Source organism: Hydrogenophaga taeniospiralis (assembly GCF_020510445.1).
Classification (GTDB): domain Bacteria; phylum Pseudomonadota; class Gammaproteobacteria; order Burkholderiales; family Burkholderiaceae_C; genus Hydrogenophaga.
The window spans coordinates 4,232,164-4,244,024 of record NZ_JAHBAG010000001.1; the positions used below are offsets into that span (position 1 = coordinate 4,232,164).

Here is an 11,861-nt window from a genome sequence, read left to right on the forward strand (position 1 = left end):
GGCCGAAGGCCTGCCAACATGCGGGCACAAAAGGCAAAAGGCGGTGGCGAGAGAAAGCAACGAGCACCAGGGAGCCGGCAAGCCCCCACTAAAACTCCGCTTCCAGCTCATCAATGTCGTCCGGTTCGGCCTCCGCCGCCGCCACCCATTCCTTCATCGCCGGCAGCGCCATGATGGTGTCGCAGTAGCCCACACAGGCCTCATCGAGCGCCACGGCATAGGTGATGAAGCGCGTGACCACCGGCGCGAACATCGCGTCGGCGATGCAGGGCCTGGCACCGAACAGGTAGGGCCCACCGTAGGTCTGCAGGCACTCGGTCCAGATCGCTTCGATGCGGTCGACGTCGGTGCGGGCGCGTGACCAGAGCTTGTGGTTCGGGAAATGCGCCTTGATGTTCATCGGCAGCGACGAGCGCAGGGCGGAAAAACCCGAGTGCATCTCGCCACAGATCGCGCGGCAATGCGCGCGCGCCGCGCGATCGGCCGGCAGCAGTCCGGCCTTGGGCTTGATTTCATTCAGGTATTCGCCAATGGCCAGCGTGTCCCAGACGTGCACGCCGTCGTGCTCCAGCGCCGGCACGCGCATCGAGGCCGAGAGCAGCAGGATCTCGGCCCTCATGGCCGGGTCGTCGGGCGGGATCACGTGTTCGGTGAAGTCCAGCTTCGCGAAGCGGGCCATGAGCCAGCCGCGCAAGGCCCAGGCACCGTAGTTCTTGCTGCTGATCGTGAGTACCGCTTTGGCCATGGGAACCCTCCTCTGGTGCCCCATCCCGAGCAAGGGCTGTGCCACACCCACCGCCGCCACGTGCACCGGCCCGGTGCGCTGGCCGCTGGCCCGCTACTTGCCTGCACCCGCTCACGATGCCCAGGAAAAACCCATGATGTATCAGGCTTACCAACTCCAGTCCGACCTGATTTCGCCGCTGCGTCTGCTGGCCCAGCACCTGAGCGCCACGCTGTGGCTGCGCCAGACCGAGGGCACCCTGGTGCGCAAGATGGCCGCGGCCTGCGACGTGCTCTCGCGCCTGCGCCTGACCCACTCGCGCCCGCCCTACAACATCCAGCAGGTACAGACCGGCGAGCGCATGCACCCGGTGCGCGAAGAGGCGGTGCTCACCCTGCCCTTTGGCACCCTGCTGCACTTTCGCAAGGAAGGCGCCGAGGCCCAGCCGCCGGTGTTGCTGGTGGCGCCGCTCTCGGGCCATTTCGCCACCTTGCTGCGCGAGACCGCGCGCACCCTGCTGCAGGACCACGACGTCTACATCACCGACTGGCACAACGCGCGCGACGTGTCCTTGCGCCATGGCGGTTTTTCGCTCGACGACTACGTCAGCTACCTCATGCGCTTCACCGAGGCCATCGGCCCCGGCAGCCACATGGTGGCGGTGTGCCAGCCCTGCGTGGCCGCGCTGGCCGCCACCGCGCTGATGGCGGAAGACGACCACCCGGCCCAGCCCCGCAGCCTCACGCTGATGGCCGGTCCGGTGGACTGCCGCGTCAACCCCACCGAGGTCAACCGCCTGGCCACCAGCAAGCCCATCGGCTGGTTCGAGAAGAACCTGATCAGCCACGTGCCGCTGCCGCACGCCGGCTTCATGCGCCGCGTCTACCCCGGCTTCGTGCAGCTCTCGGCCTTCATGGCCATGAACCCGGACCGCCACAGACAGTCGTTTCACCACATCTACGACCACCTGCTCGCCGGCCGCACCGAAGAGGCCGGCGTGATCCAGGACTTTTACGAGGAGTACCTCGCGGTGAACGACCTGCCGGCCGAGTTCTACCTGGAGACGGTGGCCAAGGTGTTCCAGACCTACGACCTGCCACGCGGCGTGCTCACCTGGAAGGGCCGCACGGTCAACCCGGCCGCCATCCGCCGCACCGCGCTCATGACGGTCGAAGGCGAGCGCGACGACATCTGCGCCGTGGGCCAGACCGTGGCCGCGCAGGACCTGTGCAGCAGCGTGCGCCCCTACCTCAAGACCCACCACGTGCAGACCGGTGTGGGCCACTACGGCGTGTTCAGCGGCCGGCGCTGGAACCAGCAGATCTACCCGCTGGTGCGGGACATGATCCATCGCACGATGTAACCCCCCGCGCCGCGCTGCGCGCGTCACCCCCCTGCTGGGGGCAACACCTGCGGCCCGGCAAAGCCGGTTCCGCGGTCTTCTGGGTTGCAGGCAGCTCGCTCAAACGCCGCAGCCATGCAAAACGCCCCGGCATGCGGGGCGTTTTGTCTTGGGGATCGGAGCCGATCAGGGAAAGTTGGACTCGTTCTTGCCGGTTTCTTCTTCCGGCCAGTCGCGGATGTAGGCCTTGAGCATCTTGTTCTCGAAGTTCTGGCTGTCCACCACGGCCTTGGCCACGTCGTAGAAGCTGATCACGCCCATCAGCATGCGGTTGTCCATGACCGGCATGTAGCGGGTGTGGCGCTCCAGCATCATGGGGCGCACCTGGTCGAGTTCCGTTTCGGGCGTGCAGCTCATGGGGTGGTCGTCCATGACACCACGCACCTGCCGGGTGCCGACCGAGCCGCCGTTTTTCGCCAGGGTGTGGATGACCTCGCGGAAGGTGAGCATGCCCACCAGCTCACCGTGCTCCATGACGGCCAGCGAGCCGATGTCGAACTCCGCCATGATCTCGATGGCCTTGACCAGAGGCTCGTCGGGCTGGCAGGTGTAAAGCGTTCCGCCCTTGACGCGCAGGATGTCACTGACTTTCATGGCTGTTCTCCTCGGGTTTCCGGTGTCGCCAGTCGGGCTGGCATGCATGGGAATATAGCCCACAATGCGCAAAATCCCCACGCTGTGGACACCACGCGAACCCTGCCCCGGGAGTCCCCCAAGCCCCGGGGCAACCACCCTTTGACGGAGACAACTTCATGCCCGGTTATTCCGACCCCGGCTTTGACACGCTGGCGCTGCACGCTGGCGCCACGCCCGACGCGACCGGCGCGCGCGCCGTGCCGATCCACCTCACCACCTCCTTCGTCTTCGAGTCCAGCGACCACGCGGCCTCGCTGTTCAACCTGGAGCGCGCGGGCCACGTCTACAGCCGCATCAGCAACCCGACCAATGCGGTGTTCGAGCAGCGCATGGCCGCGCTCGAAGGCGGCATCGGCGCCATCTCGGTGGCCAGCGGCCAGGCCGCGTTGCACCTGTCCATCGCCACACTCATGGGTGCGGGCTCGCACATCGTCGCCAGCACGGCGCTCTACGGCGGCAGCCAGAACCTGCTGCACTACACGCTGCGCCGCTTCGGCATCGAAACCACCTTCGTGAAACCCGGCGACATCGACGGCTGGCGTGCCGCCGTGCGGCCCAACACCCGGCTGCTGTTCGGCGAAACCGTGGGCAACCCGGGCCTGGACGTGCTGGACATTCCCACCGTGGCGCAGATCGCGCACGAAGCCAGGGTGCCGCTGCTGGTGGACAGCACGCTGACCACGCCCTACCTCATCAAACCCTTCGAGCACGGCGCCGATCTGGTCTACCACTCGGCCACCAAGTTCCTCAGCGGCCACGGCACCGTGATCGGCGGTGTGGTGGTCGATGGCGGCAGCTTCGACTGGGAGGCCTCGGGGAAATTCCCCGAGCTCACCGAGCCCTACGACGGCTTCCACGGCATGACCTTCAGCGAAGAAAGCACCGTGGGTGCCTTCCTGCTGCGCGCGCGCCGCGAAGGCCTGCGCGACTTCGGCGCCTGCCTGAGCCCGCACAGCGCCTGGCTGATCCTGCAGGGCATCGAAACACTGCCGCTGCGCATGGAGCGCCACATGGGCAATACCGAGAAGGTGGTGCAGTTTCTCGCCAGCCACCCGCTGGTCGGCCGTGTGGGCCACCCGCTGCTCGAATCGCACCCCAGCCACGCGCTGGCCCAGAAGCTGCTGAAACACGGCGCGAAAGGCGCAGGCTCGGTGTTCAGTTTCGACATCCAGGGCTCGCGCGAACAGGGCAAGGCTTTCATCGAAGCGCTCAAGCTCTTCAGCCACCTGGCCAACGTGGGCGACTGCCGCTCGCTGGTGATCCACCCGGCCAGCACCACGCACTTCCGCATGAGCGACGAGGCGTTGGCCGGCGCCGGCATCGGCCCCGGCACGATCCGCCTGTCCATCGGGCTGGAGGATCCGGACGACCTGATCGACGACCTCAAGCGTGCCTTGAAGGCCGCCGAGAAGTGTTGATCCCCCCTGCGCCGCTGCGCGGCTTCCCCCCTGGGGGACGCATCCTGTGGCCCGGCAAAGCCGGTTCCACGGATGCCGCTGGCGCGCATCACTTTCGCCTCACTGGAGTGATTTCATGCATCTGATCGTCAACGGCGCCCAGACCTACTGCTACACCGGGGGCAAGCCCTTCGATGCCGCCAAACCCACCGCCGTCTTCATCCACGGCGTGCTCAACGACCACAGCGTCTGGATCCTGCAGAGCCGCTACCTGGCCCACCACGGCTGGAACGTGCTGGCGGTGGACCTGCCCGGCCACTGCAAGAGCGGTGGTGAAGCACCGTCTTCGGTGGAAGAAGCGGCCGACTTCATCGGCGCGCTGCTCGACGCGGCCGGCGTGCAGCGCTCCGCGCTCATCGGCCACAGCTGGGGCTCGCTGATCGCGCTCGAAGCCGCCGCGCGCCTGAAAGACCGGGTGAGCCACCTGGTGCTGGTGGGCACGGCCTACCCCATGAAAGTGTCGCCTGCGCTGATCGAAGCCTCGCTCAACGAGCCTGAGAAGGCGCTCAAGATGGTCAACGTGTTCTCGCGCAGCACCCTGGCCGCCCCACCCTCGGCACTCGGCCCCGGCACCTGGGTCTACGGCGCGAGCATGGCGCTGGGGCGGCGCGTGCTGGCCAGCAACCCGGCGGTGAACGTGTTCCACCGCGGTTTCGTGGCCTGCGACCGGTACGCGGGCGGCGAAGCGGCCGTCGCGGTCATCACCTGCCCGGTGCTGTTCCTGCTCGGCGCCCAGGACCAGATGACGCAACCCAAAGCCGCGCAGGGGCTCATCAAGGCTGCTCAGGCGGCGGGCAAGACCGTGCGGGTGGAGAGCCTGCCGGTCGGCCACCACCAGATGACGGAAACGCCCGACGCCACGCTGTTCGCCATCCGCGACTTCCTCCGAAGCCGCTGAGGCTCATTTGGCGAAGGCGCTCGGCCAGGCGCTGCGGGTCGCCGCCGCGGCCTGGCGGGCCCATCGGCGCAAAGTGCGCCAGGCGGCCGCGCTCCAGCCATGGCGTGGCACCGGCTCCACCAGCGGCGTCAGCAGGTACTCGCTGTAGCAGGCCGGCGCGTCCTCGGACGGGCGGGGCCCCGCGTCGGCGCCGATCAGTATCCAGTCCTGCAGCAGGTCGATGCTGGCGCCGGGGCCGAGAAACAGGTCTTGCGCGGCGTTGGGCTGGGTCAGCCAGAAGTGGCCGCTGACCACCCTCAGGCGCATGCCGGCGCTGGCGTCGATCATGCGCGTCTGGCGCGGCAACAAGCGGGTGGTCTGGGCGGTGGGGTGCATGGCGTGCCTCCTGTGAATGAGGCTCTACTGTCCCGGTTTGCGCCCGTTCGCAACAGGCACACAGATGGCCAATTTGCGCCCTGCCAGATCCGTGCAGGCCGCATCTGTGTGGTCTCTTTCGACCCCATCTGTACCGGTCGGTGCCAGCCACCGGACCCGACGGCGACCGCGCACTGGGTTAGCATGGAAACGCCATGCCAGCGCCGCCCCCCACCCTCACGCTGTGTCCGGCCCCGTCGGCCAGCCCCGCCCCCACCCTGCCGCTGTACCAGCAGATCGCGCAGACACTGGCGCAGCTCATCCACAGCGGCACCTTCAAGGCCGGCCAACGACTGCCCTCGGTGCGCGAGACGGCGCTGACGCAGGGCGTGTCCATCTCGACCGCCATGCAGGCCTTTCGCCAGCTGGAGGAGCAGGGCCTGGTGCAGGCGCGCCCCAAGGCCGGCTACTTCGTGAGGCGCGCCCAGCGCATCGCCCAGCCCAGCCTGAGCGCACCACCGCAACGCAGCTTTCTGCTGGAGCGGCAGAGCCGTTCCGAAGCCTTCGCCCTGCTCCACCAGCCCGGTGACCGCGCCAGTTTTGGGGGGTTCACACCGCAGAGCAGTGACCTGTTCGACGACGAGCGCCTGCGCGTGGCCGTGGGCCGCGCCTCGCGCGTGCACCGGCGCAGCCTGACCGAATACAACAAGGCCGATGCCGGGCGGCCCGCGCTGCGCGCGGCGGTGGCGCAGCGCGCCCTGCACCTGGGCTGCGCGCTCGATGCGTCGGACATCGTCATCACCGCCAGTTGCACCCAGGCGGTCAGCCTGTGCCTGCGCGCCGTCACGCAGCCGGGCGACGTGGTGGCGCTGGAGTCTCCGACCTTTTTTGGCTACCTCGACCTGATCGAGTCCCTGGGCCTGCGGGTGTTGGAGATCCCCACCCACCCGGCCACCGGGCTCTCGCTGCCCGCGCTGGAGCTGGCGCTGGACACGCAACCCATCAAGGCCGTGCTCGCGGCCCCCACGCTGTCCAACCCGCTGGGCTCGGTGATGCCGCTGTCGGCCAAGCAGCGCCTGGTGCAGTTGCTGGCCCGCCGGCAGGTGCCCCTGATCGAAGACGTGGTGTTCAACGACCTGCTGGCCGGCGACGAGCGGCGCAAGGCCGCCAAGGCCTACGACACCGAGGGCAACGTCATGATCTGCGGCTCGTTCGCCAAGACCCTGACGCCGGGCATCCGCCTGGGCTGGGTGGCGGCGGGTCGCTGGCGCGATGCCATCGCCACCCACAAGCGGCTGCAGGGCGCGGCCACGAACGTGGTGTTGGAAGAGGCCCTGGCCGACCTGCTCACCCAGGGCAGCTACGAAGCCCACCTGCGCCGCCTCAGCGCCGACATGCGGCAGCGCCGGAACGAGGCCCGGCATCTGATCGCACACCACTTCCCCCCGGGAACGCGCGTGAGCAACCCGCCATCGGGCGATACGCTGTGGCTGGAGCTGCATCCGGCCATCGGCAGCATGGACCTGTTCCGGCGCTGCGCCAGCGAAGGCATCACCTTCGGCCCGGGCGAACTGTTCACCGCCACCGACCGCTACCGCAACTGCCTGCGCCTGAACTTCTCGGGCCCCTGGAACGCTCTCACCATGCAGGCCCTGGCGCGCATCGGCGAGCTCGCGCGCCAGATGCTGGAGCGCCCCGCCGCCAGCCCGACGCCCCCGGTCCTGCGGCGCGCTTGAGCGCCTCCCGGCGGGAAAACCAGCACCCGCGTTCCAGCGCCCGCGGCCACAATGGCCGCACCATGTTTCACGACCCGATCACCCCACCCATGAGCGCGGCGCGGGCGCGCGAGATCGCCACCGCCTTCGACCTGCGTGCCCTGCCCGCCGACTTCCTGGCCAACCCCTACCCGGTGTACGCCGCCCTGCGCGAGCACGAACCGGTGCGCCACATGCCCGACGGCTCGGTGTTCCTCACCCGCTACGCCGACCTGGTGGCGGTGTACCGCGACGCGGCCACCTTCAGTTCCGACAAACACGTCGAGTTCGCGCCCAAGTACGGCGCGGACTCGCCGCTGTACGAGCACCACACCACCAGTCTGGTGTTCAACGACCCGCCGCTGCACACCCGCGTGCGCAAGCTCATCATGGGCGCCCTCACGCGCCGCGCCATCGCCGACATGGAGCCCGGGCTGGTGACGCTGGTGGACAGCCTGCTCGACCGCATCGCCGACCAGGGCGGCGGCGACCTGATCGAAGACTTCGCCTCGGCCATTCCGGTGGAGATCATCGGCAACCTGCTGGGCGTGCCGCACCAAGACCGCGGGCCGCTGCGCGCCTGGTCGCTCGCCATCCTGGGCGCGCTGGAGCCGGTGGTGTCGCCCGCGCAGCACGCGCTGGGCAACCAGAGCGTGACCGAGATGCTGGATTACCTGCGCACCCTGGTGGTCGAGCGCCGCCAGCGCCCCGGCGACCCGGAGCGCGACGTGCTCACGCGCCTGATCCAGGGCGAGGTGGATGGCGAAAAGCTCAGCGAGGTCGAGCTCCTGCAGAACTGCATCTTCCTGCTCAACGCCGGCCACGAGACCACCACCAACCTGATCGGCAACGGCCTGATCCTGCTCGAAGAAAACCCGGCGGCCAAAGCCGGTCTGCTGGCCGATCTGCGGGCCACGGCGGGTGATGCCGCCGCGCAGGAACAGCTGCTCACGCTCGCGGTGGACGAGTTCCTGCGCTTCGAATCCTCCAACCAGCTCGGCAACCGGCGCGCCCTGAAGGCCACGCAGGTGGGCGGTGTGGACTTGCCCGCGGGCGCGCTGGTCACGCTGTGCATCGGCGCGGCCAACCGCGATCCGGCGCAGTTCGCCCGGCCCGAGACGCTGGACCTGCAACGCGAGGGCAACAAGCACCTGGCGTTCGGCTTCGGCATCCACCAGTGCGCGGGCCTGAGCCTGGCGCGGCTCGAAGGCCGCATCGCCATCGGCCGCTTTCTGCAGCGCTTCCCGGACGTCCGGCTCAGCCAGGCGCCGGTGCGCGGCGGGCGGGCGCGCTTTCGCGGCTTTCTGCGCGCGCCGTTCAGCCTGCGCTGAGCGGCACCCAGCGGATCGGATCAGCCGGCAGCGACCGACGGTCCGGTCCCCGCCCCGTGCGGGTCCTCCGCCACGTCGGGGGTTTGCGCCAGCGCCTGCGCCAGGGTCATCTGCGACCAGCGGCTTTCTGACCAGAAGCGCGCGTTGCCGGGCCTGCTCGCCAGCAGCAGGCGGTCCAGCAGGGGCGCCATCGGGGTCGCCGCCGGGTCCACCAGCAGCACATAGCGCTCGTCCTCTTCGTCCAGCCGGCCCAGCCAGTCCAGCGTCACCAGCGCCGCCACCGGCTCTTCGAGCTGCAGCGCGTCCACCCGCAGCACCTGGGCCAGGGCCGACAGGCCCATGCCTTTGGGCGCGTCGTCGCGCACGCGGTGCAACTGTTGCAGCAGCTCCAGCGCCAGCTGGAAATTCCAGCCTGGGCTGTCGCCGCGCCGCGCCACGCCCGAGAGCAGGCTGGGCAGGTAGGCGGCCACCACCGCGCCCAGCAGCACGATCACCCAGGCCACGTAGAACCACACCAGCAGGATCGGCACGGTGGCGAAGGTGCCGTACACCACCGAATACGTGGGCACCTGCGCCAGGTACAGAGCCAGCGCCTTCTTGGCCAGCTCCAGGCCGATGGCCACGAAGGCGCCACCCACCAGCGCATGGCTCCAGCGCACATGGGTGTTGGGCACGTAGCGGTAGAGCGCGGCCAGCCCGCCGGTCACCAGCGCGAACTGCACCGAATCCAGCAGCAGGCGGATGCCGCCCGGCATGAACGACACCACGCCGCGCGAGATGGTCAGGGCGTAGGAAGTGGCGGTGAGGCTGCCGGCCAGCAGCAGCGGCCCCAGGGTCAGCACCGCCCAGTACACCAGCACGCGCTGGGTCAGGGAACGCGCCTGGCGCACGCGCCAGATGTCGTTGAGCTTGCGGTCGATGGTGAGGATCAGGGCCAGCGCGGTCACCAGCAGCACCAGCGCGCCGGCCCAGCCCATCTGCCCGGCCTTGTTGGCGAACTGGTTGAGGTAGCTCAGCACCTGCTTGGCGATGTTGTCGGGCACCAGGCTCTGGATCAGCCAGCGCTGCAGCGTGGCCTGCAGCCGGTCGAACATGGGGAAGGCGCTGAAGATGGCCAGCGCCACGGTGAACAGTGGCACCAGCGAGATGGTGGTGGTGAAGGTCAGGCTGCTGGCGGTCACGCCCAGGCGGTCTTCGCGAAAGCGCTCGCGCAGCGTGAAAGCGGTGTTGCGCCAGGGGAATTTCAGCGTGTCGCGCCACAGTTCGCGCAAGAGGGTTTCCATCGTCCGCAGACGCTCGATCAGGGTCATCCCGGTATCATGCCATTTGCCCATCACGCGTCCGCGCCCCTCCCCGTCATGCCCGATCCCACCCTTGTTTCTCCTGCCTCCAACCCGGCGCCCGCCGTGCGCGCCACGCGCTGGCTTGCCGTGGGCAGCCTGCTGGGTCTGATCGTGCTGGGCCTGGCCTGGGAACTCTGGCTCGCACCGCTGCGCCCGGGTGGTTCGTGGCTGGTGCTCAAGGTGCTGCCGCTGACCCTGCCGCTGGCCGGGCTGCTGAAGAACCGCATGTACACCTACCGCTGGCTCAGCCTGCTGGTGTGGGTCTATTTCACCGAAGGCGCGGTGCGCGCCACCAGCGAGAGCGGGCTTTCCGCCGCGCTGGCCGGCATCGAGGTGCTGCTGTGCGTGGCGCTGTTCGTGGCCTGCGCGCTGCACGTGCGCATGCGCTTGCGCGCCGCGGGCAAGGACGCGGTGGAAGCCGACAAGGCCCGCCACGCGGCCGCCACCAACGCCGCGGCCGATCCCGTGGCAACGCCGTCCCCACACGCATGAATACCTTGCTCAACGAACTGCGGGGCATCGTGGGGGCGCCCCACGTGCTCACGCACGAAGACCCCGCCACCGATCTGAGCGCCTGGGAGCGGGACTGGCGCCAGCGCGCCCATGGCCGGGCCCTGGCCGTGGTGCGCCCGGGCAGCATGGCCGCGGTGGCCGCGGTGGTGAGGGCCTGCGCCGCCGCGGGTGCGTCCATCGTGCCGCAAGGCGGCAACACCGGCCTGGTGGTGGGCTCGGTGCCCGACGGCAGCGGCACGCAGGTGGTGCTCAGCCTCACGCGGCTCAACGCTGTGCGCGCCATCGACAGCGCCAACCTCACCATGACGGTGGAGGCCGGCTGCGTGCTGCAGACGCTGCAGGAAACGGCCGAGAAGGCCGGTTTCCTGTTTCCGCTCTCGCTCGCGGCCGAAGGCAGCTGCACCATCGGCGGCAACCTGGCCGCCAACGCTGGCGGCACGCAGGTGGTGCGCTATGGCAACGCGCGCGAACTCTGCCTGGGCCTCGAAGTGGTGACCGCGCAGGGCGAGGTCTGGCACGGCCTGAGCGGCCTGCGCAAGGACAACACCGGCTACGACCTGCGCGATCTGTTCATCGGCAGCGAGGGCACGCTGGGCATCATCACCGCGGCCACCATGAAGCTCTACCCGCTGCCCGCCGCCACGCTCACGGCCTGGGCCGCCGTGCCCTCGCTGGAAACGGCGGTGACCCTGCTCGGCCTGGCGCACCAGCACCTGGGCGCGGGCCTCACCGGCTTCGAAGTCATGGGCCAGTTCGCGCTGGGCCTGGTGGCGAAACATTTCCCGCAGCAGCGCGCGCCGCTGTGGGAAGACACCCCCTATTGCGTTCTTCTGGAAAACAGCGACAGCGAGTCCGAACAGCACGCCCGCGCGCAGTTCGAGCGCCTGCTGGAAACCGCGTTCGAGAATGGCGTGGTGAGCGACGCCGTGGTGGCCGAGAGCCTGCAGCAGGCGCACGCGCTCTGGCACATCCGCGAGAGCATTCCGCTGGCGCAGGCCGAAGAAGGCCTGAACATCAAACACGACATCAGCATCCCGGTGTCCAGCATCCCGGCCTTCTGCGAAGAGACCGATGCCTTGCTGGAGCGCGAGATTCCGGGCGTGCGCCTGGTCAACTTCGGCCACCTGGGCGACGGCAACCTGCACTACAACGTGCAGGCGCCGGCCGATGGCGACCCCAAGGCCTTCCTGCGCGAGCAGGAAGCGCGTGTGAACACCCTGGTGTTCGACGCGGTGGCACGGTTCAAAGGCTCGATCAGTGCCGAGCACGGCATTGGCAGTCTCAAGGTGGACAAGCTGCCGCACTACAAAGACCCGGTGGCGCTGGCCCTGATGCGCTCCATCAAACAGGCGCTGGACCCGCAGAACCTGCTCAACCCCGGGCGCGTGCTGTTGCCCTGAACCCGGCAGCGGGGCCACCTGCCCCCTTGCACACCCCGAGATTCGCTGC

General features: G+C 69.0%; 11 protein-coding genes. 7 read left to right on the plus strand and 4 right to left on the minus strand.

What is annotated here, in order from left to right; genetic code table 11:
• Window positions 1-88: 88 nt before the first annotated feature.
• The gene (locus KIH07_RS20270) at window positions 89-745 is read right to left on the minus strand and encodes a glutathione S-transferase (RefSeq protein WP_226493686.1); all 657 of its coding nucleotides are present in this window, start codon (window positions 743-745) and stop codon (window positions 89-91) included.
• A 133-nt stretch (window positions 746-878) separates the two neighbouring features.
• Here KIH07_RS20270 and KIH07_RS20275 point away from each other — a divergent pair, with 133 nt between their 5' ends.
• Window positions 879-2,087 carry a polyhydroxyalkanoate depolymerase gene (locus KIH07_RS20275; RefSeq protein WP_226494772.1) on the plus strand — a complete coding sequence of 403 codons (1,209 nt, stop codon included), beginning with the start codon at window positions 879-881 and terminating at the stop codon, window positions 2,085-2,087.
• A gap of 165 nt (window positions 2,088-2,252) precedes the next feature.
• On the opposite strand, the gene KIH07_RS20280 is transcribed toward KIH07_RS20275, so the two are convergent.
• Window positions 2,253-2,720, minus strand: a complete 468-nt coding sequence (locus tag KIH07_RS20280) for a CBS domain-containing protein (protein ID WP_226493687.1) — start codon at window positions 2,718-2,720, stop codon at window positions 2,253-2,255.
• A 158-nt stretch (window positions 2,721-2,878) separates the two neighbouring features.
• On the opposite strand from KIH07_RS20280, the gene KIH07_RS20285 reads away from it, so the two are divergent.
• Together KIH07_RS20285 and KIH07_RS20290 are read left to right on the plus strand one after the other, a co-directional pair.
• Window positions 2,879-4,180 carry an O-acetylhomoserine aminocarboxypropyltransferase gene (locus KIH07_RS20285; RefSeq protein ID WP_226493688.1) on the plus strand — a complete coding sequence of 434 codons (1,302 nt, stop codon included), beginning with the start codon at window positions 2,879-2,881 and terminating at the stop codon, window positions 4,178-4,180.
• Window positions 4,181-4,295: 115 nt separating this feature from the next.
• Window positions 4,296-5,117, plus strand: coding sequence for an alpha/beta fold hydrolase (locus KIH07_RS20290; RefSeq protein ID WP_226493689.1), 822 nt, complete (start codon window positions 4,296-4,298; stop codon window positions 5,115-5,117).
• Between the two features lie 3 nt (window positions 5,118-5,120).
• Here KIH07_RS20290 and KIH07_RS20295 read toward each other — a convergent pair whose 3' ends face one another.
• On the minus strand, window positions 5,121-5,492 hold the full coding sequence (locus tag KIH07_RS20295) for a DUF2917 domain-containing protein (RefSeq protein WP_226493690.1): 372 nt from the start codon (window positions 5,490-5,492) through the stop codon (window positions 5,121-5,123).
• Window positions 5,493-5,686: 194 nt separating this feature from the next.
• On the opposite strand from KIH07_RS20295, the gene KIH07_RS20300 reads away from it, so the two are divergent.
• Window positions 5,687-7,207 (plus strand): PLP-dependent aminotransferase family protein, encoded by a 1,521-nt coding sequence (locus tag KIH07_RS20300; RefSeq protein WP_226493691.1) that lies wholly within the window; start codon window positions 5,687-5,689, stop codon window positions 7,205-7,207.
• 62 nt (window positions 7,208-7,269) lie between these two features.
• Entirely contained in the window at window positions 7,270-8,556 is a 1,287-nt protein-coding gene (locus KIH07_RS20305) for a cytochrome P450 (protein ID WP_226493692.1), read from the plus strand.
• Window positions 8,557-8,576: 20 nt separating this feature from the next.
• Here the strand turns inward: KIH07_RS20305 and KIH07_RS20310 are convergent, their stop codons facing one another.
• Window positions 8,577-9,866: a YihY family inner membrane protein gene (locus KIH07_RS20310; protein ID WP_413465780.1), complete on the minus strand. Its 1,290-nt coding sequence runs from the start codon at window positions 9,864-9,866 to the stop codon at window positions 8,577-8,579.
• 48 nt (window positions 9,867-9,914) lie between these two features.
• Here KIH07_RS20310 and KIH07_RS20315 point away from each other — a divergent pair, with 48 nt between their 5' ends.
• A complete protein-coding gene (locus KIH07_RS20315) occupies window positions 9,915-10,391 on the plus strand; it encodes a DUF2069 domain-containing protein (RefSeq protein ID WP_226493693.1) in 477 nt (158 codons plus the stop codon).
• Entirely contained in the window at window positions 10,388-11,812 is a 1,425-nt protein-coding gene (locus tag KIH07_RS20320; RefSeq protein ID WP_226493694.1) for an FAD-binding oxidoreductase, read from the plus strand. The genes KIH07_RS20315 and KIH07_RS20320 overlap by 4 nt, the downstream gene beginning before the upstream one ends.
• Window positions 11,813-11,861: the final 49 nt, after the last annotated feature.